At 69.9% G+C, this 21,537-nt stretch carries 25 protein-coding genes and 1 pseudogene; 13 read left to right on the top strand and 13 right to left on the bottom strand.

Annotated features, from left to right (window positions below; all coding sequences use genetic code 11):
- Positions 1–297: 297 nt before the first annotated feature.
- The 3 genes from AC0B9F_RS17615 to AC0B9F_RS17625 all read left to right on the top strand — a co-directional run bounded on the left by AC0B9F_RS17615 (position 298) and on the right by AC0B9F_RS17625 (position 2,547).
- Complete coding sequence (locus AC0B9F_RS17615; protein WP_472003519.1) at positions 298–852, top strand: nuclear transport factor 2 family protein; 555 nt, start codon at positions 298–300, stop codon at positions 850–852.
- A 355-nt stretch (positions 853–1,207) separates the two neighbouring features.
- Positions 1,208–2,014 carry an alpha/beta fold hydrolase gene (locus AC0B9F_RS17620; protein ID WP_472003521.1) on the top strand — a complete coding sequence of 269 codons (807 nt, stop codon included), beginning with the start codon at positions 1,208–1,210 and terminating at the stop codon, positions 2,012–2,014.
- The gene (locus tag AC0B9F_RS17625; RefSeq protein ID WP_472003522.1) at positions 2,011–2,547 is read left to right on the top strand and encodes a MarR family transcriptional regulator; all 537 of its coding nucleotides are present in this window, start codon (positions 2,011–2,013) and stop codon (positions 2,545–2,547) included. The genes AC0B9F_RS17620 and AC0B9F_RS17625 overlap by 4 nt, the downstream gene beginning before the upstream one ends.
- 277 nt (positions 2,548–2,824) lie before the next feature.
- On the opposite strand, the gene AC0B9F_RS17630 is transcribed toward AC0B9F_RS17625, so the two are convergent.
- Together AC0B9F_RS17630 and AC0B9F_RS17635 are read right to left on the bottom strand one after the other, a co-directional pair.
- A complete protein-coding gene (locus tag AC0B9F_RS17630) occupies positions 2,825–3,430 on the bottom strand; it encodes a dihydrofolate reductase family protein (protein WP_472003524.1) in 606 nt (201 codons plus the stop codon).
- A 187-nt stretch (positions 3,431–3,617) separates the two neighbouring features.
- Positions 3,618–4,568 (bottom strand): SDR family NAD(P)-dependent oxidoreductase, encoded by a 951-nt coding sequence (locus AC0B9F_RS17635; RefSeq protein WP_472003526.1) that lies wholly within the window; start codon positions 4,566–4,568, stop codon positions 3,618–3,620.
- 379 nt (positions 4,569–4,947) lie between these two features.
- On the opposite strand from AC0B9F_RS17635, the gene AC0B9F_RS17640 reads away from it, so the two are divergent.
- The 4 genes from AC0B9F_RS17640 to AC0B9F_RS17655 are packed head-to-tail and all read left to right on the top strand — an operon-like array spanning position 4,948 to position 9,409.
- Positions 4,948–6,282 (top strand): MFS transporter, encoded by a 1,335-nt coding sequence (locus AC0B9F_RS17640; RefSeq protein ID WP_472003528.1) that lies wholly within the window; start codon positions 4,948–4,950, stop codon positions 6,280–6,282.
- A 16-nt stretch (positions 6,283–6,298) separates the two neighbouring features.
- On the top strand, positions 6,299–6,958 hold the full coding sequence (locus AC0B9F_RS17645; protein ID WP_472003798.1) for a response regulator transcription factor: 660 nt from the start codon (positions 6,299–6,301) through the stop codon (positions 6,956–6,958).
- A 16-nt stretch (positions 6,959–6,974) separates the two neighbouring features.
- Positions 6,975–8,366 (top strand): sensor histidine kinase, encoded by a 1,392-nt coding sequence (locus AC0B9F_RS17650; RefSeq protein ID WP_472003530.1) that lies wholly within the window; start codon positions 6,975–6,977, stop codon positions 8,364–8,366.
- Entirely contained in the window at positions 8,363–9,409 is a 1,047-nt protein-coding gene (locus AC0B9F_RS17655; RefSeq protein WP_472003531.1) for a TAXI family TRAP transporter solute-binding subunit, read from the top strand. The genes AC0B9F_RS17650 and AC0B9F_RS17655 overlap by 4 nt, the downstream gene beginning before the upstream one ends.
- A 37-nt stretch (positions 9,410–9,446) precedes the next feature.
- Here the strand turns inward: AC0B9F_RS17655 and AC0B9F_RS17660 are convergent, their stop codons facing one another.
- From AC0B9F_RS17660 to AC0B9F_RS17670, 3 genes are all read right to left on the bottom strand, one after another.
- The gene (locus tag AC0B9F_RS17660; RefSeq protein ID WP_472003533.1) at positions 9,447–10,217 is read right to left on the bottom strand and encodes a 3-keto-5-aminohexanoate cleavage protein; all 771 of its coding nucleotides are present in this window, start codon (positions 10,215–10,217) and stop codon (positions 9,447–9,449) included.
- Positions 10,218–10,589: 372 nt separating this feature from the next.
- Positions 10,590–11,021: a tautomerase family protein gene (locus AC0B9F_RS17665; protein ID WP_472003535.1), complete on the bottom strand. Its 432-nt coding sequence runs from the start codon at positions 11,019–11,021 to the stop codon at positions 10,590–10,592.
- A 121-nt stretch (positions 11,022–11,142) separates the two neighbouring features.
- Positions 11,143–11,772 carry a carboxymuconolactone decarboxylase family protein gene (locus AC0B9F_RS17670; protein WP_472003537.1) on the bottom strand — a complete coding sequence of 210 codons (630 nt, stop codon included), beginning with the start codon at positions 11,770–11,772 and terminating at the stop codon, positions 11,143–11,145.
- A gap of 82 nt (positions 11,773–11,854) precedes the next feature.
- Between AC0B9F_RS17670 and AC0B9F_RS17675 the strand changes: the two genes are divergently transcribed.
- Together AC0B9F_RS17675 and AC0B9F_RS17680 are read left to right on the top strand one after the other, a co-directional pair.
- A complete protein-coding gene (locus AC0B9F_RS17675; RefSeq protein WP_472003539.1) occupies positions 11,855–12,766 on the top strand; it encodes a LysR family transcriptional regulator in 912 nt (303 codons plus the stop codon).
- A gap of 276 nt (positions 12,767–13,042) precedes the next feature.
- The gene (locus tag AC0B9F_RS17680; RefSeq protein WP_472003542.1) at positions 13,043–13,756 is read left to right on the top strand and encodes a DUF4232 domain-containing protein; all 714 of its coding nucleotides are present in this window, start codon (positions 13,043–13,045) and stop codon (positions 13,754–13,756) included.
- Between the two features lie 134 nt (positions 13,757–13,890).
- On the opposite strand, the gene AC0B9F_RS17685 is transcribed toward AC0B9F_RS17680, so the two are convergent.
- The 3 genes from AC0B9F_RS17685 to AC0B9F_RS17695 all read right to left on the bottom strand — a co-directional run bounded on the left by AC0B9F_RS17685 (position 13,891) and on the right by AC0B9F_RS17695 (position 15,760).
- The gene (locus AC0B9F_RS17685; RefSeq protein WP_472003544.1) at positions 13,891–14,289 is read right to left on the bottom strand and encodes a nuclear transport factor 2-like protein; all 399 of its coding nucleotides are present in this window, start codon (positions 14,287–14,289) and stop codon (positions 13,891–13,893) included.
- 22 nt (positions 14,290–14,311) lie between these two features.
- Positions 14,312–15,166, bottom strand: a complete 855-nt coding sequence (locus tag AC0B9F_RS17690; RefSeq protein WP_472003546.1) for an alpha/beta fold hydrolase — start codon at positions 15,164–15,166, stop codon at positions 14,312–14,314.
- Positions 15,167–15,286: 120 nt separating this feature from the next.
- A complete protein-coding gene (locus AC0B9F_RS17695) occupies positions 15,287–15,760 on the bottom strand; it encodes a winged helix-turn-helix transcriptional regulator (protein WP_472003548.1) in 474 nt (157 codons plus the stop codon).
- 93 nt (positions 15,761–15,853) lie between these two features.
- Between AC0B9F_RS17695 and AC0B9F_RS17700 the strand changes: the two are divergent.
- Positions 15,854–16,196, top strand: a pseudogene (locus tag AC0B9F_RS17700) (DUF3885 domain-containing protein).
- Positions 16,197–16,339: 143 nt separating this feature from the next.
- On the opposite strand, the gene AC0B9F_RS17705 reads toward AC0B9F_RS17700, so the two are convergent.
- From AC0B9F_RS17705 to AC0B9F_RS17715, 3 genes are read right to left on the bottom strand one after another with little or no spacing between them, the layout of a single operon-like run.
- Entirely contained in the window at positions 16,340–16,753 is a 414-nt protein-coding gene (locus tag AC0B9F_RS17705; protein ID WP_472003550.1) for an arsenate reductase ArsC, read from the bottom strand.
- Positions 16,754–16,783: 30 nt separating this feature from the next.
- A complete protein-coding gene (locus tag AC0B9F_RS17710; protein ID WP_472003552.1) occupies positions 16,784–17,518 on the bottom strand; it encodes an aquaporin in 735 nt (244 codons plus the stop codon).
- The gene (locus tag AC0B9F_RS17715; protein WP_472003554.1) at positions 17,515–17,889 is read right to left on the bottom strand and encodes an ArsR/SmtB family transcription factor; all 375 of its coding nucleotides are present in this window, start codon (positions 17,887–17,889) and stop codon (positions 17,515–17,517) included. The genes AC0B9F_RS17710 and AC0B9F_RS17715 overlap by 4 nt, the downstream gene beginning before the upstream one ends.
- A gap of 105 nt (positions 17,890–17,994) precedes the next feature.
- Between AC0B9F_RS17715 and arsM the strand changes: the two genes are divergently transcribed.
- Positions 17,995–18,885: an arsenite methyltransferase gene (gene arsM / locus AC0B9F_RS17720; protein ID WP_472003556.1), complete on the top strand. Its 891-nt coding sequence runs from the start codon at positions 17,995–17,997 to the stop codon at positions 18,883–18,885.
- 146 nt (positions 18,886–19,031) lie between these two features.
- Positions 19,032–19,577, top strand: coding sequence for a dihydrofolate reductase family protein (locus AC0B9F_RS17725; RefSeq protein ID WP_472003558.1), 546 nt, complete (start codon positions 19,032–19,034; stop codon positions 19,575–19,577).
- A gap of 370 nt (positions 19,578–19,947) precedes the next feature.
- On the opposite strand, the gene AC0B9F_RS17730 is transcribed toward AC0B9F_RS17725, so the two are convergent.
- The gene (locus tag AC0B9F_RS17730; RefSeq protein ID WP_472003800.1) at positions 19,948–20,250 is read right to left on the bottom strand and encodes a Rid family hydrolase; all 303 of its coding nucleotides are present in this window, start codon (positions 20,248–20,250) and stop codon (positions 19,948–19,950) included.
- Positions 20,251–20,355: 105 nt separating this feature from the next.
- On the opposite strand from AC0B9F_RS17730, the gene AC0B9F_RS17735 reads away from it, so the two are divergent.
- The gene (locus AC0B9F_RS17735; protein ID WP_472003560.1) at positions 20,356–20,748 is read left to right on the top strand and encodes a GMC oxidoreductase; all 393 of its coding nucleotides are present in this window, start codon (positions 20,356–20,358) and stop codon (positions 20,746–20,748) included.
- A gap of 120 nt (positions 20,749–20,868) precedes the next feature.
- Here AC0B9F_RS17735 and AC0B9F_RS17740 read toward each other — a convergent pair whose 3' ends face one another.
- On the bottom strand, positions 20,869–21,354 hold the full coding sequence (locus AC0B9F_RS17740) for a pyridoxamine 5'-phosphate oxidase family protein (RefSeq protein WP_472003562.1): 486 nt from the start codon (positions 21,352–21,354) through the stop codon (positions 20,869–20,871).
- Between the last annotated feature and the right edge of the window lie 183 nt (positions 21,355–21,537).

The raw sequence follows: 21,537 nt of genomic DNA on the forward strand, positions 1-21,537 counted from the left end.
CTGGTTAAACGGTCGCTGCACTATCTCATCTTGTTGACGCCGACGCAGCGTTGCAGTCTTGGCGTGCACGACTTCCCCCATCAGCACCGCCCGTCGAAGCCCTCTCACGCTCCCTTCGCGACCCTGTGTGTCCGAGTCCTCTCCCTGGACGAAACGCGGGCCGAGTGCCTGCGCCGGCCACGGCCACCGCCCCGCGTAAGAAGCCGGGAGGGCGACGAGTCAGTGGGCCAGCCCTACTTTCGCCAGGCTGACCCCGCCCGCAGCCCCGCCTCAGGACCTCGAAGGAGACAAACACCTGTGAATCCGTTCATCACCGGCGTGGCCATGCCGCAGGAGGACGTGGACGCCATCCTCAGGCTGGTCGCTGCATTCGAGTACGCCCAGCACCACGCGCTGCCGGACGCGCTGGCGCGCCTGTTTCGCCGGGACGCCCTCTGGCCGGTTCCGCACAGGGATCCGCTGTGCGGTGTGGAAGAGATCAGGGCCTTCATCCGACGCGCCCTCCCCAGCACCCTTCATCAACCGCTCACTGTCACCTACCAGGTCGAGGACATCCTTGCCCTCCGCCCGGACACCGTCGCCGTCAAGATCCGTCACAGACCGGTCACCCGCAGCGGTCTGCGTCTGGAGGAGGTACTGCGCGCCCCGGACGGGCCCGCCTTGCGCGGCAGTTGCGGCAGACCGGGCACGTCAGCCCGCCGATGGGCGTCGTGGGTGGCCGCGAACCCGGATGCCGCGCCGGGTGTTGCCGTGTACGTCCTTGCCAAGGACGAGGGGCGCTGGCGCATCGCCCTGGCCCAGAACACCACGGTGATCGATCCCGAAACCCGTACCGCACTCACCGCAAGCTGAACACTTCGAGATCGGAGGAGCACGTGTCCCTCGTCGTTTCCGCCCAGGCACCCCTCGCGCCGACCGCAGCTGAACGGGTGCCTCTGGCAAGGTGGTTGGCCGTAGTGACGATGGCGGTCAAAACCTCTGCCCTGGTGACCGTCGAATCTCTGCCCGTGGGACTGTTCATTGTCCGGGGCCAGGGTGAGAGGCGCCGTCGGTGACGAGACACCAGCCGCCACCCGGCACTCAGTCACCCGGTCCGAAGACCACGTCAAGCGCCCGGGTCGCGACCCGAACCAACGGGCGCTTCACCCCAGTTCGCCACCACGGCCACGGCGGCGGCGCACTCCGCAGAGCCGCGAAAGGGATCCTCATGTCCTCACCCTTCACGGTCGCCGCCGCCGACACCCGGCTGCACGGCCATGACAGCCGGCTGTACGGCCTCGACACCTGCGACGAGGCACCACCACTGCTCTTCCTCAACGGCGCCTTCGCGACGCGGCAGCAGTGGAGCCACGTCCTCGAACGGCTCGCCGGCAAATACCGCACCGTCACCTTCGACGCGCGGGCACGCGGCAAGTCGGGCCGCTCGTCGGACTGCTCGATACGAGCCGCCATCGACGACATAGACCGCGTCATCGAAGCGACAGCGATCCGACGCCCCATTCTGGTCGGCTGCTCCTACGGTGCGACGCTCGCCGTCTGCCACGCCGCCGAATACCCCGGCCAGGTCGGCGGGCTGGTCCTCGTCGATGGCGCCCATCCCGTGTCCCTGCTCGACCAAGCAGACCAGGAGGAGGTGCGCAGCCGTTTCCGGCGACGGGGACGGATCGAGCGCATCCTCACACCTCTCGGCCTCTGCGCACGGATGACTCCTGAGCAGCGCGCGGAGGTCGTCATCGAAATGGACATCGTCAACGGTGAGTTGTCGGCGGACCTCGCCGCCCTGCGCTGCCCGACCGTCTACGTGGCCGGCGACCAAGGCACCCCGGCCACGCCCGGACACCACACCGGTGCGACGCACGCAGCCGTCGCCAAGGCCGTTGCCGCCAACCCGCACCTCAGCCTCCTGCCCACCGGCCTGCGCGACCACCGGAAGATCCTCACCACGGACCCCGGCATCGTGGTCGCCGCGATCGCGGAAGTCGTCCAGCGGTCGGAGTGGGTGAGTCATCGATGACATCGCCGTCACAGCGCCGCCCCGCGCAGACCGACCACCACGGGACGCAGGATCCGCAACACGAGAAAACGGCATCGGGGGACGCCGGGGACCTCGGCGACGACCAACTGGTCCACCAGCCCGTCGCCTACTGGACAGGCGCGGCACACACCGCCCTCACCTCGTTCGTCGACGCCGAACACGCCTTGCTCGGCGTGACCCAGCGTCACGGGATGACGCTGAACCGACTCGCCCGTATCGAGGGCGGATTGACCCGTACAGGCCTGACCGAGGCGCTGCGCGAGTACATGACGCCCCAAGTCGGCACTGTCTCCACGTATGCCGAGATCCTTGACGACTTGCTCGACCGCGGCTGGATCACCTGCGACGACAGTGGGCGCTTCACGCTGACCGACACCGGTCGCCGAGCCCGGGCCCGGCTCGCGGAAGCCGCTCCCGGCATCCGCCGCCGGATCCACCGCGGCGTCTCCGACGGGGACTACGTCATCGCACTCAAGGTGCTCCACCGCATGATCGCCAATGTGAACCACTGATCCGAACGGTCGTGCAGGCCGGCCTCGCCCTCCGCCGACCAGCGACGCAGCCATTCTTGTGGGCCCTGGGCCGGTGAGTGCCCTCTCGGCTGCGGCTGCGCTACCGGCGGCCCGGACAGGACACGCCCGACCAGCAGCCGCCTGCCATGAACGGTCAGCCGGGCATCACGGCGGGACGCGAAGACCTCCGTGCGGCGTGTTTCTGGACAGCTCCACCACACCGGAGGTCTTCGCCACGATCGCGCGGCCAGCGTTGAAACGGTCGTGATCACTAGGGCTAGTAGCTGTCGTAGCTGGGCTTGCCGTTCGGCCGGTAGACGCCGACGACGGTGCCGCCCTTCGTCGTCGAGACGCTGACCGGCTCCAGCGCAGTGGGGATCGCTCCGTCGGCGAACAGCCGCTTGCCGGTGCCGATGATCACGGGATGGATGGTCAGCCGGTACTCGTCGACGAGGCCGTGCTGCATGAGAGTCTGGGCGAGGTCGCCGCTGCCGACGACATTGAGGTTGCCGCCGTCGGACGCTTTCAGCTTGCGTACGGCATCGACGACGTCGCCCTCCAGCAGCGTGGAGTTCTGCCACTCGACGGACGTCAGGGTCCGAGACGCCACGTACTTGTGCATGCTGTTCATCCGATGGGTGAACGGGTTGTCGGGATCGGCGTTGGGCCAGTACGACGCGAAGATCTCGTACGTCTTGCGGCCGAGCAGCATCGCGTCGGAGGACTCGTACCAACCGGCGATGGCCGCGCCGACCTCGTCGTCGGACACCGGCTTCTGCCAGCCTCCGTGCTCGAAGCCGCTCTCAGCGTCCTCGTCCGGACCGCCCGGCGCCTGCATGACGCCGTCCAGCGTAAGGAACGTGCAAACGATGATCTGGCGCATGGTGCGCTCCCTTCGTCGAAAGGTAGACCACCCAACCGCCGGAAACTCATCGGCGGAACTTCCGCGACGCAGCAACAGGGTCTGGGTGATGTCCATTGCCGCTCATCCTGACCGCAGACCGGACCAGGCCAGACCAGACCAGGCCAGGCCGTGCCGACCGCCCGCACTGCTTCCCCGTTCTCTGCGCTTACCGGAAGCCGAGGTGCGGATCGGTGCCGGTCAGTTCGCTGCTGGCGGCCCACAGGCGAGCAGCGACGGCCCGGTCGGCCATGTGAGAGGGGACGGCCTCACGCCGTGGTGTGCCCCGCAGGCCGAAGACCCTCGGCCCCCACATGTCTCCTCCCCGCACCCCCGGATCGAGGACGGCTCGCACGACGGGCCATGCTCCGGCGTCCTTGCCCTGCACCAAGAGCCCGGCGGGCAGCGCGCGCAGCCGCTCGCCGGGGCGTGTCACGCGTACCGGCGGGCGGGAGGGGGTGAGGGAGTCCAGCGCACCACCGGGGTGGGCCACCACACTGAGCACCGTGCTGCCGACGGCACGCAGACGGCGATCGAGTTCGAAGCCGAAGCACATCTGCGACAGCTTCGACCGGCCGTAGGTGCGCTGGGGCCGGTAGTCCTGGGCCGACTGCAGATCGTCCAGGTCCAGTCGCTCGGACCGCGCCGCGAAGCTTCCCACTGTCACGATGCGGCCTGCCGGCGCCGCGGACAGCAGGGGGGCCAGCCACTGGGTGAGAGCGAAGTGGCCGAGGTGGTTGGTGCCGAACATCAGCTCGTGGCCGTCCTCGGTTTCTCTCCGCGGCGGGTCGTCGAGCGCGACCCCTGCGTTGTGGACCACCGCGTCGAGATGATCGAGGTCCAGCCTGTCCACGGAGGTCTTCAGGGACGACAGGTCGGCGAGGTCCAGTTGAAGGTGCCGTACGTGCGCGCCGGAGACGCGTGAGCGGATCGAGGCCATGGCGGCGTCGGCCTTCGCGGCGTCGCGGCTGCCGAGTACGACGACGGCGCCGGTGCCGGCGAGCTGCTCGGCGACGAAGTAGCCGATCCCGGCGTTACCCCCGGTGACCAGGAAGGTCCGGCCCTCGGCGGACGGCAGCCGGTGAACGTCCCACGGCTGGCTCTGGGATGCGGAAAACACGATGACAGGCTCCTCGGTCTCGCGGCAGCGTGCTCACGGGGAAGCACCAACGCGCCCAAGGTCGCAACCTCCACCGACATACCGCCGACAGATCACGGTCACCACCGACAGGCTTCCGACACCCCTCCGCTCCATGCCGCGTGCCGACTGGTTGGGGGAGGACCGGGACCAGCGGATCTGTTCGGTGGCTATGCCTTCCCATGGGGGGTGGCTGCGATGTGGTGAAGTGTCTGCGGGCCCCTCCTTGGTCTCCTTGAAGACCTCAAACGTCCCACCGCCCTGAGCCCTAAGGGACTGTTAAGACTTTGTTCCCGATATTGAGTGGCCCCGTCCAGCCGTCGACTCTGTGTGCTCCTGGGCCGCCGACGAGGGAGTTCCCGTGACCACACAGTCCACGACAGGGCGCGTGCGCACTGCGCGCCGCGACGAGCGCAGGGTCGTCAGCAACATCCTGCGCGGATCGATCGGCAACCTGATCGAGTGGTACGACTGGTACGCCTACACCGCGTTCAGCGTCTACTTCGCCGCCACGTTCTTCCCCTCCGGCGACCAGACCGCCCAACTGCTCAACACCGCCGCGGTCTTCGCCGTCGGGTTTCTGATGCGTCCGATCGGCGGCTGGGTCCTCGGCCGCTACGCTGATCGCCGTGGCCGGCGCGCGGCACTGACACTGTCGGTGACGCTCATGGCGGTCGGTTCGCTGATCGTGGCGCTGACCCCGTCGTACGGCTCGATCGGCGTCGCGGCGCCGGTGCTGCTGGTGACCGCGCGACTGCTGCAGGGCCTCTCGGTCGGCGGCGAGTACTCGACGTCGGCGACCTACATGTCCGAAGTGGCCTCGCCCGGCCGCCGCGGCTACTACTCCAGCTTCCAATACGTCACCCTCATCGCCGGCCAACTGACCGCGCTCGGACTGCAGATCATCCTGCAGCAGGTGCTCAGCGCCGCGCAGATGGAGGCGTGGGGCTGGCGGATCGCCTTCGCGGTCGGCGCCGCAGGGGCGCTCGTCGTCCTGTGGCTGCGCCGTGGCATGGACGAGTCGGAGAGCTTCGAGCGCGGTGCCGCGGCCGGAGCGGGCGAGGGCGCGGCGCGGGGCAGCCTGCGGCTGCTGCTGAACTACCCCCGGCAGTGCCTGGTCGTCGTCGGGCTGACCATGGGCGGCACGCTGTTCTTCTACACGTACACCACCTACCTGCAGAAGTTCATGGTCAACACCAGCGGCATCGCCAAGCCGACAGCGGCCTGGATCAACTTCTTCGCGCTGATCGTGTTCGTGGTTCTGCAGCCGGTCATGGGCCTGCTCTCCGACCGCGTGGGCCGGCGTCCGATGCTGATCGCCTTCGGGGTCCTGGGAACCGCAGTCACCGTGCCCTCGCTCACGCTCCTCTCCCACACCGGCAATCCGGCGTACGCGTTCCTGCTCATGGTCGTGCCGCTGGCCGTCAGCTCGCTCTACACGTCGATCAGCGCGGTCGTGAAGGCCGAGCTGTTCCCCACCTCCATCCGGGCGCTGGGCGTCGGCCTGCCCTACGCACTGACCGTGGCCCTGTTCGGCGGGACCGCGGAGTACATCGCCCTGTGGTTCAAGAACGCCGGCCACGAGAGCTGGTACTTCTACTACGTCACCGCCTGCGTCCTGATCTCACTGCTCGTCTACATTCGGATGCGCGAGACGTCGAACGGATCGCCGCTGGAGAAGGAGTCCCAGGACTGACATGAGGGAGGCGACCGTGCGCGTACTGCTGGCCGAGGACGACGACGGGGTGGCCGGAGCACTCACCGAGGCCCTGTACGAGCACGGTCATCTGCCGGCCCGGGTGCGGCGCGGCGAGGAGGTCCTCACCCGGCACCGCCAGGCCGACCTGCTGCTGCTCGACCTCGGCCTGCCCGACCTCGACGGCCTGGAGGTGCTGCGCAAGCTGCGCGCGGTGAGCGGCCTTCCGGTGGTGGTCCTCACCGCGCGGGGCGACGAACGGTCGGTCGTGCGGGGCCTGCGGCTCGGCGCCGACGACTACCTGGTCAAGCCGGTACGGCTGGCCGAGCTGCTGGCCCGCATCGAGGCCGTCACCCGTCGCGCCGGGACACCGGCCGCTCCCGAGCAGCCGCGCACGGTCCGCGCCGGAGACGTCGAGGTCGACCTCGACGCCCGTCGGCTGCTGGTCGGCGGCACCGAGGTGCGGCTGACCACCAAGGAGTTCGACGTCCTCGCGGCACTGGCGGCCCGGGCGGGCACGGCGGTCAGCCGCCAGCAGCTGATGGACGAAGTGTGGGGCGACGCGTATCTGGCGGTGTCCCGCTCGCTCGACGTCCACCTCACCCAACTGCGGGCCAAACTCGGCCGCCACGAGCTGCTGACCACGATCCGCGGCTTCGGCTACCGGTTCGGCTGAGCCGGCCGCGACCCGTATGCGTACCCGTGTCCTGACCGTCGTCCTGGCCTTCGTCGTGCTCGCGGTGGCCGGTTTCGCCGTACCCCTGCTGGGCGTCACCGCGTCCCAGCGCACCCAGCAGCTCCTCGCGGCCCGCACCGGTGACCTCGACCGCTTCGCGGGGCTCGCGGAGCAGGCCGCCGAGAGCGGCGACACCGATGCGCTGACCGCCGAGGTGACCCGCTACACCGAGCTGTACGGCGAGGCGATCGTGGTGGTCGACGCGCGCCGCGCCCCGGTGGTGCAGACGGGCGGCATGCGCGCGGCCGACCCGGCGGTCGCCCGCCTGATCGACGCGGCGCTGCGCAACCAGCGGGTCACCCCCGCAGGCACCCTGCGCCCCTGGTCCCGCCGCGCCGAACTGCTCGCCCGTCCGGTGGGCACCGGGACCCCGGTGTCGGGCGCCGTGGTGCTGCGGGCCTCGGTGCGGGCCGCCGCCGACGACATCGCCCTGCGCTGGGTACTGGTCCTCGCGGGCGCGGCCCTCTTCGCCGTGGCCTGCGTGGTCCTGGCGAGGACGGCCACCCGATGGGTCGTACGTCCCCTGCACCGCCTCGACCGCGCGGTCGGCATGCTGGCGGCCGGGCTTCCGGCCGGACACGCCCGCGCCGGAGGGCCACCCGAACTGCGCCAGCTCGCCACCGGGTTCAACCGCATGGCCGACGCGGTGACCACCGCCCTGGAACAGCAGCGCCGCCTGGTGGCCGACACCTCGCACCAGCTGCGCAACCCCCTCGCGGCACTGCGCCTGCGCATCGACTCGCTCCAGTCCCGCCTGCCCGCCTCCGCCACCCGCACGTACACCGGCGTGACCACCGAACTCGAACGCATGGAGGCACTCCTCGACGACCTGTTGGCCCTGGCGAACGCCGAATACCGCGCCGGCGAGCTGTCCGTCACGGACGGGCGCGGAACGTGCTGCGACGCCACTGCGGTCGCCGCCGCCCAGTCCCAGCTGTGGCAGCCCGTGGCCGAACAAGCCGGAGCCCACCTGACCTTCGTCCCCGGCCCCAGCGTCCTGACCGCCTGCGCGGAGAGCGAACTGGCCCAAATGGCCGACATCCTCCTCGACAATGCGATCAAGTACGCCGGGAAGGGCGCCCGTATCGAGACGCGCTGTTTCACGCAGGCCCCGGACGCGGTGTTCGAGGTCCGGGACGACGGGCCGGGCCTCACCCCAGGCGAACTCACCCACCTGAGCACCCGCTTCTGGCGCTCCGAGCGCCACCGCGGGGTACGCGGCAGCGGCCTCGGCCTGGCGATCGCCGAACAGCTGGCGACCGGGCGCGGCGGACGCATCGAGTTCGCGGCGGCCGAGCCGCACGGCCTGCGGGTCAGGATCATCCTGCCGAAGGGGGACACGACATGACCGGCGCGCCGCCGCACGGCCTGCCCGGCCCCGCCCCTCGCCTCGCCCCTCGCCCCGCGCCTCGCACCGCGCGCCGCACGGTCCTGCGCGCGGCAGCCGGCACGGCGTGCGCGGGCCTCTTGGCAGGCGCCGTGACAACCGACGCACGCCACGCCGACCGTGGCCCGCAGGGCGTCCTGCGGATCGCGACCGGCGAGCCCGACGGGTTCTACGCGGCCTTCGGCCGACTGCTCGCCGAGCGGACGGAGGCGGCAAACCCCCGGCTGTCCTGCAAGGTGATCAACAGCGACGGCAGCGTGGCCAACGTCGGGCTGCTCCAGGCGCGCAGGGCCGAGGCGGCGCTCGCCCTGGCCGACATCGCATGGGCCGCGTACGGTGGCTCGGCACCGTTCGGCCACCAAGTCCCTCTGCGCGCGATCGGCCGGGTTTACGAGAACTACGTCCAGCTGGCTGTGCGTGCCGACGCACCGATCCACACCGTCGCCGACCTGGCGGGGCGTACCGTCTCGCTGGGTGCGCCCGGCTCCGGCGGCGCCGTGCTCGGCAACCGGCTGCTGCGGGCCGCCGGCCTCACGCCGGGCGCCGATGTGACCGTCCGCCACCTGCTGATGCCGCAGGCGGCTCGGGCAATGGAGGCGGGCGCCATCGACGCTTTGCTGGTGGCGGGCGGCGTACCGCTGCCGGTGCTGTCCGCTCTGGACCGGCCGGGCGTCCGCCTCCTCCCGCTGGCCGGCCTGCTGCCCCGGCTACGCGCACACGGGCAGTTGGGCTCCGCCCTGGAAGTGGTGACGGTGCCGTCGGGCGCGTATCGGGGAACACCCGAGGTGGCCACCCTGGGCGTGGCGAACCTCCTCCTGTGCCGCCCCGACCTGCCCGCGTCCGTCGCCGCCGCCCTCACCTGGGTACTGGTCCGACGGGCAGCCCGTCTTGTCCCCGCCGCGGCCCTCGGCACCCAGTTCCTCGACGCCCGCAGCCTGATCTCCACGGGAGCAGTCCCTCTGCACCCAGGAGCCGTCGCCGCATACCGCGCACTGCACGGTTAGGCCCTGCCGTACTGTGGCCCGTTGGATGAACGACGAGCTAAAGCGCCGGCGTGGCAGGGTCCTGTCCTGGCCGGGCGGTTCCGCCGCCGTGGCGGCGCAGGATGTCCTGGGCGGCCCGGACGAGGGGTGCGTTGCCCCGCGCGGGCGTTCCGTCCGGAAGGGCCAGCGTGTCCTCCAGGCCGATCCGGGTGTCGACGCCCAGCGCGGCGGCGGTCTCGAGCACCGGCCAGACTGTGCCGTCGGCGCCGTGCAGCAGGACGGGGGCCGGGATCAGGGCCGACACCTCCTCGACCAGGCGGCGGCCGACGTCCGCCGCCTGCCCTACGGGGGTGTCGATGACCTCCGCCAGAACGCGCAGCACCCCCTTCGCGAACGGGGAGGAGACGAACGCGCGCAGGGCGGTCGTGCCGGAGTAGAGGCCCGCTTCGATACCGATGCCGCGTTCCGTCAGCGCCTGCGCGACCAGTTCGGCCCCGTCCTCGTGCCAGTTCACCGACGCGTGGTCGGGCAGCGTCGCCCATGACCGGACGAGGCCGGCGCGGCGACGGGGGTCCGGTTCGGTCCATGCCCCGGTGGTGACACCGATGCGGATATGCGGGCCTACGGCCTCGCGGACGGCCCCAACGACGTCCTCTACAGCCGCCGGGTCCAGGGTGTCCCGGCCGTCGGCGTCTTTGGGATGCAGGTGGATGTCCTCGGCGCCGGCGTCGACCGCCCGGCGGGCCTCGGCCGCCAGTTCTCCGGGGTGGACGGGCACCCAAGGGCATTCGGCGGTCCCACGTGTTCCGTTGAGGCAGACCTGCAGCATGGACCGCACTCTGCCATCCGGACGACCGACGCGCACGGGAATCACGAGGCTGTGCAGATCATCCTGGTCTCACCAAGAGATCTGTCCGTAGCTGGCGACTTCCTCGGTGATGTCGCCGAGGGCCCAAGCGCCGCAGCCGGGGTGGGAACGCCCATGGGGGAGGGCCGGGCCTCCTCGGAGGACCCTTCGCGCCGATCGCCGTATCCGGAGGAGCCGAGACCGGAGCACTGATCGGTGCAGGGTGGGCACGGTTGTGGGGATCGGGGCCGCCATCGGCGAACAAAAACTCAGTGAACGCGCTACACCGCCCGCCCCGCATCGAGGGAGACCAGCGCGGAACCCGTCCATGTGAGCGGTCGGTCGGCGCCGGCCTCAGCTTGTCGTCTCGGCACCGGTGAGGACGTCGTTCATGCGCTCGTCGTAGCCGGTGGTGGGGTTGACGACGCGGCCGGCGGCCCACCAGTTCTCTCTGGCCGTTTCGATGATCGTCATCAGGATGTCCTCTTCGGGGACGTCGGCGAACAGCCAGAGGTTGTTGACGATCGCCTGGAACAGCTCGGCCTTCTGCTCGGCGGTGCGGTGGTTCAAGGACATCTGGATGAACATGGCGCGCTCACTGCGGCGCAGGCCGAACACGACCGGCTGCATCTGGAAGTTGTCGGGCAAGACCTCGTGGAAGACGTGGAACTGGTCGTCCTGGGGGACCTTCAGCACGTCGACCATCGCCTTATGGATGCCCAGGGACACATTCCGGCGGTACTCGGAGGTGGTCCCCTGGCGCAGGTAGATGTTGATCAGAGGCATGATCTATTGCCTTCCTTCTCTTTCCCGGTTCTTCTCCGGGCCGGTTCTTTTCTGGGCCGGTTCTTTTCTGGGCCGGTCTTTTCTGGGTTGGGCCGTCGGCGAACGCCTGCCTGTCGGCGTATCAGGTCGCGGGCGCCTCGGTGCCGACCGGGGAGGGAGCCGGTACCTGGAAGCAGGCCAGCAGGGCCGAGGTGCTGAGGTACTGACCGACGAGGCTGGCGAGAGCGATGAGTGTGTTCGTGCCGAACGCCGCCGCTGCCTCGTCATAGAGGTCGTCCGGCACGCGGTGGTCGCGGACCAGCGCGGCGGCCAGACGGTGAGCGAGATCGGCGTCGGGACGCAGACCGCGGGGAGCCTCGCCATGGAGGAGAGATGCGATGGCCGGGCCGGGCAGGCCGGCCTTCTCGGCAGCCGCGGTGTGGGCGTACAGCGCGTACTCGGCCCGCCAGTGAGCGGCCACGGTGAGGATGACCACCTCTCGCACATCCGCCGGAATTCCGGCCCGGGTGAGGGCCTGGGCCCACTCCAGCAGAGGCCGGGCGATGTGCGGAGTGTGCAGCAGGGCGTTGAACGGGCCGATGAACCGCCCGTCGGGCAGGGCGGCCGTGTAGCCGGCCGCTTCCGCGTTGCGCGCCCGCGTGGCCTGCAGACGGTCACGCAGTGCGCGCTGTGCTTCATCGAGGGCGTCGGGAGGAAGGAGGGGCAACCGGCCGCCCAGTCCGGAAGTTCCGTTGGTGGGGTGCTCGTTCACGCCTTCCACGCTAGGAAGGCGGGGGGTATTCCGCCAGCGAATGTTCGGCATAATGGGCATGCCGATTACTCATGGAGACCGCATGGAGATGACGCTGGTCGGGCTGCGGGTGCTGCGCGAGGTGGCGGAGCGGGGCACCTTCACGGCCGCGGCAGACGCGCTCGGGTACACGCAGTCGGCCGTCTCCCGTCAGATGGCCGCGCTGGAACAGGCGACCGGCGCCCGGCTCTTCGACCGCTACGCCGGCGGAGTCCGGCTGACCGGCGCAGGCCGTGCCCTACTGCGGCACGCCGTCGTCGCCCTGGACGCCCTGGAGGCTGCCGACAGGGAGTTGCGCGGAGCGGAGGAGGTCGAGAGGGGCCGCGTCCGGCTCGGCTTCTTCCCCACCGCCGGAGCGGTGATCGTGCCCCCTGCCCTGGCGATGCTGCGGCAGGAACACCCACACCTCCAGGTGACGACGCGTGAGGGGACCACGCCCTCGCTGGTGCGCGCCCTGCGCGCCGGCACCCTGGATCTCGCAATCCTCTCCTCCAGGCCACCGCACCGCTCGCCCGACACGGACGACCCGCCCCTGAGTGTCGAACCGCTTCTGGAAACCCACCTGGCCGTGGCGGTGCCGGCAGGCGGCCCGTTCGCGGAACGGGGCAGCGTCACCGTCGAGGAGATCGCGCGCGAACCGTGGATCGCCAGTCCCGGCACCGCGGACGAACCACTGCTCGGAGTCTGGCCCGGTCTGCCCGGGCGGCCCAAGGTCCGCCACACAGCCCGCGACTGGCTGACCAAGCTCCACATGGTCGCGGCCGGCGCCGGCATCACCACAGTCACGCCGACGCTGCTGCCGGCCGTCCCACCCGGCGTACACATCGTGCCCGTCGAGGGTGTCGCGGAGGAGGTGCGACGCGTCAGCCTGGTGCGCATGCCGGGCCCCCTCGGGGCACCCATGCAGACGCTGGCACGCGCCCTGCGCCGGCAAGCCGCCGACCTCGCCGACTGACCGTCCCGGACAACCGCACAGCAGGCCGAACCCCACGATATGGGCGGCAGCGACGGGACGCATGAGCGTTTCCTTGGGGTCATGCCGCAGAGCCCCGAGTGCTTGGTGCACAGCGGCACATGCTGCGTCGTCAAGGGCGGAGGCGTAGGCGGCGAGAGGCCAATACGACGAATGCGCCTGTGACACAACGAAGACGTAGCAGAGGACCGCCTGTGACTCGGTGCGAGATACAAATACTTCCGACCACATGCACCGCGCACCTTCTGGGGGAACACCGTGAAGTACACCCGCATCGCCGCACTTGCCGCCGTCGGCGTCGCCGCCACCCTCTCGCTCACCGCCTGTAGCAGTGATGGTTCGGGGAAGGACTCTTCCTCCAAGGGCTCCGCGCCTTCGTCTTCGGCGTCTTCGCCCTCCGCGTCTTCGTCCTCGACGTCCTCGTCTGCGACGCCTTCGGACAATGGCTCGAAGTCGCAGGACGGCTCGGGCTCCGGCGGCTCGGAGGCCGGCAAGGCGAAGGCGGGTGCCGGTGAGGCCACCGAAGCAGCGGCAGCCGCTGACGGTGCGGCGAAGACCAGCGGCAAGGTCACCTTCTGCAAGACGGAGAACCTGGCCATCGATGCCAGCAACGCCGCTCCCGACAAGGTCTCCGGCAGGATCGACATCACCATGATCAACCGGGGTTCGACCACCTGCTCGGCGACGGGCTTCGCGGGCGTCGACATCAAGGACGCCGACCACACCTCGAGCCCCATCAAGCGCGGCCACGCCCAGCCGCGTGTCACCATCCTGAAGCCCGGCGACGCCGCTGTCTTCGACCTTGCCTACGACATCGACAGCAGCGGCAAGAGCCTCGCGTCCCCGACCGACATCCTGGTGACGCCCCCGAACGAGACCCACACCGTGAGCCTGAAGTGGCCCGCGGGCGCCGGGGACATCAAGGGTGCCTACACCGACGTCGAGGTCTACCCCACACACACGACCAAGTAGGGGTGCGCCGCCCGCCCGGAGGCTGACCGCCGTAGCCGGCCAAGGCCTTGGCCCGCCGGCCGGCTAGCTGGCTACCTGGCTGGGGCGCCGCCCTCTTCATGGACAGAGGGTGAGGCGCGGTGTGCCGGAGGAGATCACATGACTGCGTCGGTCTCCAGCGGGCCTGCGGTGATGCGCAGTTCACGGATGCGGGGCGGTTCCTCCTCGGCCAGGTAGAAGATGTGGGTGAACGGGGCGCGGACGACGCGATCCGGCGCGCTCTTCTTGGCCATCGTCGCCTCGCCGCGTAGGAGCCGGACGCCGTTGGGCGCGGTCCAGAACTCCAGTACCTCGTGGGTGATGTGCAACGGCTCGTCGATCTTGACGAAGAACGCCTTGATGGCCTCGACGCCGTGGATGTGCGCGGTGCCGAAGTACAGGTCGGTGTCGTCGGTGAGCGGCGCGAAGCCCTCGTCGAACGACAGGCTGTCGATGGCGTCCATGAACTTCAGGATCCATGCGGGGACGTTCGTCGGGTGTGCAGTGTTCGCCATGGTGAAGCCCACTTTCTCGAGGTCAGGCCGCGGTGGGCAGGGCGGCGAGAAAGGCGTCGATCTCGGCGTTGACCCCGGCGGGGTTCTCGCGGGCGGCGAGGTGGGCGGTGTGCTTGAGGACGCGGAAGGCGCTGCCCTGGATGGCGTCGGCCACCTTACGCACCACGTGCACGGGGAACTGGCTGTCCTCCTCGCCGGCGATGATCAGGACGGGCACGTCCCTGATGGTGTTCAGGCGGCGGTGTTCGTCCTTGCGGCCGATCAGGATGCTGCGCAGCGCCCATGCCACGGACTTCGGGTCGTCACGGAGCACGACCTTGGTGAATTCGACGAACTCCGGGTTCGAGGCCTCCGCGCTCGGCCCGGCGAACGCGCCGCGCGCGGCCTTGGCGGCCAGCGCGGGCATCGTCGAGTTGAGTGAGAGGAAGGCGGCCAGCGCGGTGGCCCAGATGCTTTCGAACGTCGTGGGCAGCGAGGCGGTGCAGTTGATGCCGACCGCGGCTGCGGTCCGCTCCGGGTGGTAGGCCGGGAAGACGGCGGCGAGCATGCCGCCCCAGCTGTTGCCGACCAGTACGCACTTGTCGATGTCGAGCGCGTCGAGGACCTCGACGAGGGCGGTGGAGCAGTCCTCCAGGTCGATGATCTTGCGGAGCGCGTCGGACTTGCCGTGTCCGGGGCTGTCGATGAGCACGACGCGGTGCGTCGGGGAGAAGTGCTCGTACTGGTACTCCCACATGGTGCCGTCCATCATCAGGCTCGGCCAGAACACCATGGGCCGACCATCGGTGCGGCCGCCGACGCGCACGTTGATCAGGCCCAGCGACGTGGGGATCAGCCTTTCGGTGGTGCCTTCGAGCCAGTTCGTGGTGGTCGACATGATCGTCCTCCCAGGAGTCGGAACGAGGCGCGACTCGATCGTCGCCTAGTTGCGCATTCAGACTAGTCCTGAATCGCTACTAGTGCTCCTGTGTCCTGGGTCACGTCTGTTCCGCATCCGTCAGCGGGTCGCCGTGCCGGTGTCGTCCTGCTCGGCGGGCAGGGGGCGCAGGGTCGACGCCTCGACCGGCTGGTGGCAGTTGCTGCATGCGAGGTAGGGGTTGGTCGGACTGTCGCACGCTGTGTGCAGGAACCGGTGGCGCGTGCCGTCGCCGTCGCTCGCGTGGACCTCGGCCCAGCGTGCGACGGCTGCGATGGCGGGGACGACGAGTTCCCGGGCGCTGTCGGTGAGTTGATACTCGTACCACGGCTTGTCCTCGCGGTAGGCGCGCTTGGTGAGCAGGCCCAGATCGATCAGGTTGTTGAGTCGCGCGGTCAGGATGGTCGCCGAGATGCCCAGCGCCCGTTTGAGCTCGCCGAATCGGCCGACGCCGAAGAACACTTCGCGCAGGATCTGGTAGTTCCAGCGCTCCGAGATCGCGGCCAGGAACTCCTGCCCGTGCCTGAAGTTCACGTGGTTCTCGCTGCCGGACACGACGCTCCCTGTGGGTAGGTGTGAATCGGTACTAGTTCGTGTCTCATACTAGTTTCAGCGTAAGGGCTGAACACCTTCGGGCGCTGCCTGCTGGTGTTCGACGTTCCGAGGGCGATACGCAGACGGCGACCGTTCCAGCATGACGCTGGCTACTGGCAGAGCCTGCTGGTGGAGGACGACCCGGACCCGGCGTTCCGCACCTACTGCCGCCTCTTCGCCGCCCGCCGCCCTCGGGAACCTGGCCGCCTCGACGAGCTGCTCCGTGACATCGCTGACGACAGGAGTGGCGGGAGTCCTCGTCATCGACACTCAGGTGCGTCGCGTCCACCACCCCTACGACGGCGGCGCGGACGTCTTCCTCACAACGCCTGAGGAACGTGATCGGACGCGCGATAGGCATGCCGACTGGTTTTCCAGCCATCCGTCGGGTCTCTAGCGGCACTGTGCACCGTGGCGACCGAGCCGCTGCGGGGGCCCCACCATGTCGCCTCTGCCCACCGTGAGACCTCCCAACTCCCGCGATGACCACGACCCATGGCCGGCAGCAACGCTGCGGAATCTGCCCGGGCCCGTCGCCTTTCAAGCAGTCGTGATCTCTGCGATCAGGCCCTCCACCAGGGTCCTGATCCGGTCCCGGATCGGACGGACGGCGTCGACACCACGGCCCGCCGGGTCGTCGAGTTTCCAGTCGAGGTAGCGCTTGCCGGGGAAGACGGGGCAGGTGTCGCCGCAGCCCATGGTGATGACGACGTCCGAGGCCTGGACAGCTGCGGTGGTGAGGATCTTCGGCGTCTCGGCGGAGATGTCGATGCCGATTTCGTCCATCGCCTGCACGACGGCGGGGTTGACCGTGTCGGCGGGAGCAGAGCCGGCCGAGCGGACTTCGACGCGGTCACCGGCGAGGTGGGAGAGGAAGGCAGCGGCCATCTGGGAGCGGCCGGCGTTGTGGACGCAGACGAACAGCACCGACGGACGCGGGACGGGAGAGCTCATGAACGGGGGCTTTCTCGGGAGAACGATCGGTCAGGAGGCGGCGGTTGCCGGCTCGTTGTGCGGGACGACGACCTCGTCCCCGGCGGGAGCAGGGCGGCCGTAGATCACTGCGACGGCCCCCAGCCCGAGTGCGGCTCCGAGCACCTGGGCCGCGGTGAACGGGGCGACGGAGGCGGGGGCGATGCCGGCGAAGGTGTCGGTGAAGGCCCGCCCGATGGTCACCGCCGGGTTCGCGAAGGACGTGGAGGAGGTGAACCAGTAGGCGGCCCCGATGTAGGAGGCCACCGCGACCGGAGCGAACGCGGCGCGGCCGATCCGGTTGAGACCGAAGATCAGCAGGATCAGTCCGGTCGTGGCGACGACCTCGCCCAGCCACAGGTGGCCGGCGGACCGGTCGTGGGTGGAGAACCTGACCAACGGCTTGGCGAACATGGCGTCGGCCAGCACCGCCCCGCCGACGGCGCCCACGATCTGGGCGAGCACGTACGCGGCGACGTCTCCCGGAGCGAGGCCGTCCCGGTCACGGCGGCCGGTGAACCAGGCGGCAAGGGTGACGACCGGGTTGAAGTGCGCGCCGGAGACCGGCCCGAGCAGAGCGATCAGGACGCCCAGTCCGAAGACGGTGGCCAGGGAGTTGGCAAGCAGCTGCACGCCGACGTCGCGGGACAGCTCGGTGGCCTGGATACCGGAGCCGACCACCACGGCCACCAGCAGCCCGGTCCCGATCGCCTCGGCCGCGACGCGGCGGCCCAGGGAGGCGTTCACGCGTCGGCTCCGGCGGGCTGCGTGGTGGTCAGGAACGCGGCGAGCCGGTCCAGGACGCCAGGCAGGACCCAGTAGTAGACCCAGGTCCCGCGCCGCTCGCAGTCGATGAGCCCGGCCTGCCGCAGCAGCTTGAGGTGGTGGGAGATGGTCGGCTGGGACAGGTCGAACGCCGGGGTCAGCTCACACACGCACACCTCGCCGCCCGTCCCGCGCGAGGCGATCATCGACATCAGGCGCAGCCGGACCGGGTCGCCCAGGGCCTTGAAGACCTTCGCCAGGTCGACTGCCCGGTCCTCGTCCAGCGGTGCAACGGACAGCCCCGGGCAGCAGTCGGCTTCCTGGCCGATCACCTCAAGCTCTTGTTTCGACATGCCTCTATGTTGACGTTTTTCGATCCAAGGCGCAAGGTTGCATCAATGAACGTCAATACAGGCCGTTCCGGTCCCGTGCCGCGGCCCATCACCCAGGAGTGAGACATGAGCGAGCAAACCTCCGAGCTGCGTGAAACCGTCCGCCGGCGGTACGCGGCGGCGGCCGTCAAGGTCACCGAGGGCGGCACCGCCTGTTGCGGGCCGGAGCCGGTCGAGGTCGACGAAAACTTCGGCTCCACCCTGTACGCCGCTGACGACCGCGACATGCTCCCCGCGGAGGCCGTCGCCGCCTCCCTCGGCTGCGGCAACCCCACCGCTGTCGCCGAACTGCGCGAGGGCGAGAGCGTGCTGGACCTCGGCTCCGGGGGAGGCATCGACGTCCTGCTGTCCGCCCGCCGCGTCGGACCGAACGGTAAGGCCTACGGGCTCGACATGACCGAGGAGATGCTCGCCCTCGCCCTGGCCAACGCGGCGAAGGCGGGCGCGACGAACGTGGAGTTCCTCAAGGGCACCATCGAAGCCGTCCCGCTGCCCGCGAACACGATCGACGTGGTGATCTCCAACTGCGTGATCAACCTGTCCACCGACAAGCCGGCCGTGTTCGGCGAGACCTTCCGGGTCCTCAAGCCCGGCGGCCGGATCGGCGTCTCCGATGTCGTCGCCGACGACACCCTCACCGCCGAACAGCGGGCCGAGCGCGGCGACTACGTCGGCTGCATCGCGGGCGCCCTGTCGTTCGCGGAGTACCGCGCGGGCCTTGAAGCCGCCGGGTTCACCGACGTCGAGATCACGCCGACCCACGCGGTCGCCGACGGCATGCACTCCGCCATCGTCCGCGCGGTCAAGCCCACCAGCGTGACTCAGAGGGGTGGCTCGACCGCTGCCGACGCGTGCTGCGGCGTCAACGCCTGCTGCACGCCAGCCGAACAGGCGACCGACCCTTCCGCCACGGTCGCCGAGGCGAAGGCGACAAGCGGCTGCAGCTGCCGGAACTGAACGCCCGGCGTAGTCGCCCAAGAAACCCGTGCACGGGCCCCGGCCGCGGGCCGGGTGGCGCACCGGAATCGGTCTGCTCGGCGATGAGTTTCGTCGCGCCGGATGGTCATACCGGCAGGACGAGACGAACGCGGACGGAGAGACCGATGGGTAAGGTGCGCTGGCATCTGATGATGTCGCTCGACGGGTTCGCGGCCGGCCCGGACCACTCGATGGACTGGATGTCCGGGGTGCGGACCGGCCCGGGCGTCGCTGAGGAGTCGATCGCCAGTCTGGGCGCTGTCCTGGGTGGCCGTCGTGGGTACGACGCGCTCGCCGAGCGGTATCCCGGCCACGCGAGCAAGCAGCCGTACGGCGGAGCGTGGAGCGGTCCCGTATTCGTCCTGACGCACCATCCCGAAGACGCGATCCCGGATCCGGGTGTCACGTTCCTCGACTGCGACGTCGCCGAGGCTGTCGAGATCGGGCTGGCCGCGGCGGGGGACAAGGACTTGGAGCTCCACAGCCAGGACATCGCGCGGCAGTGTGTGGAGCGTGGGCTGGTAGACGAGTTCCGCGTGCATCTGGCGCCCGTCATGCTCGGGTCCGGAGTGCGGCTGTTCGACGCTCCCGGAATCGAGCCGGTCCGGTGGGCCCGCGTTCACGACGGCGACCCCACACAGGCCGTGGACCTGCGGTATCGCAGAGCATGACACCCCGGAGGCGGCCGGGCTCGGCAAGCTGCGGTTCTCGGCCGTGGCGCGGCTTGCGGACAACGACAGCGGCTCCGCCCCGCACGCTGTGCTGTCGCACGATCGAGGGGCGGCCTCCCGAAGGCCACGACCACTCCGCGGCCCGCTCGGCCGTTTCGATGGGGGCGCCCTGCTCGATGTCTTCGATGTGCGCGGTGCCCGCGCCCGTGCCCCGTACGAGCCATCTCCCGCAGACGGCATACCTCACGGGGCATGCGTCCACCCCCGGTGTCGTATGACTGTGCATCGGGGATGCGCGGCGCACGGGAGTCGCCGTCGCGGCGTTGCTCGAGGGTGGGGGACACGGGCTTGGAGGCACGCGAGCGGTTCGTCAGTCGGTGATGGCGGTCATGTCCGCCTCGACCAGGGCACCGGGCGTGGACAGGCCTACGACGCCGATCAGGGTCATGGCGGTGGTGCTGCCGCCGGCCTCGGCGGTCGCCCTGGCCAGCCCGCCGTAGAGCTTCTCGAGGTTCTCCTGGGTCGGGTCGACGACGTACACCATCAGCCGGACCGCGTCCTTCGGCCTGGCGCCCGACGCAGCGATGGCCGCGTAGGCGTTCTTCACCGTGTGGTAGCCCTGCGTCTCGTAGTCCCCTTCGCCGAGCAGCTTTTCGTCGACGTCGATGGCGATCTGCCCCTAGATGTAGACGTGCTTGCTGCCGGTCGCGTTGCGACGATCACCTGCGCGTGGCCGTGCGGTGGCGCGATCGTGTCCGGGTTGATCTTCTGAATCGTCATGCCCAGATGTTCGCCAACCACATGGGGCCGCGCCCGTCTCGCGAAGGTCATCACACCCGGTTGGGGGATCAGCTCGGCTCGGGAGTCGGCCTTCCCCAACCGCGCGAGTGGACTGCTCCAGCCGGGTCCGGACGTGCTCAACTGCGATCACGCGCTGGACGGGTGGATCAACGGGAACCTCGGCACCGCTCACCACACGTGCGGGCCTGCCCCGATGGGCCCGGACATCGCGGATGCGGTGGTCGACCAGTACGGAAGAGTCCACGGCGTTCACGCTCTCCGCGTCGCCGACACCTCGATCCTGCCCACGGCCCCCCTGCGGGGCCCAGCGGCGACAGCCGTACTCATTGGAGAGGTCATCGCGCATGCCATGCGCGATGAACTCCCCTGACGGACCCTGCCGGCCTTCGGCGGTCGAGCCATGAAGCCGATCCGGCCGGGGCACGAGGTCGGCGCCGGCCAGGCCGGCACGGAAGCGGTCGTGCGGCGTGGCCGACCTGCTCGGCCGCCGTCAGCTCAACTTCTTGGCGAGCTCGGCGAGGAACTGCGGCACTCGCCCCGCACCGAAGTCGTAGAACCGCGCCCACTGCGGCTCGACAGCGATACGCGCCATCTGGTCGTACATGGCCCGGCAGTTCCGCTCGAACTCGGCCGCGGACTCGGCGTCGAAGTTCTTCCGCGCGGCCGCGAGGTACTCCGGAACCACCCCGTCGACGATGGTCAGGTGCACGACGCCGCGCACCGACAGCGTCTTGGCCGAGCCGGGGCTGTCACCGGCGTCGATGGTCAGGGCGACCTCGGGGCGGGCGGACAGCGCCTTCACCTTGGGCGCCGTGGCCGCGGTGGACATGACGATCTCGTCGCCGGTCCAGAAGATCCCGATCGGGATGACCCGCGGCCGCCCGTCGAGTCCGTTGTATGCCAGCCGCGCCATTGACGCCTGGCTCAACAGCTCGTGGGCGTCGGCCAGTTCTTGTGCGACCTGCTGGGGGTCCATGATCATCTTCCTCTGCTGTCGCTCGGCCACTCGTGGCCGCCATGTCCCTGGGACGGAGCCGCCACCACGTTCTCGACACCCGCGCCCGAATCGCCGTCTGCTTGCCCACGGTAACTGTGCCAATGGTCGGCCATGAGCAGCTGTGGGATGCGGACTGGGCCGCACCCCACACACCTCGCGTTC

This window comes from Streptomyces sp. NPDC097129 (assembly GCF_055668065.1).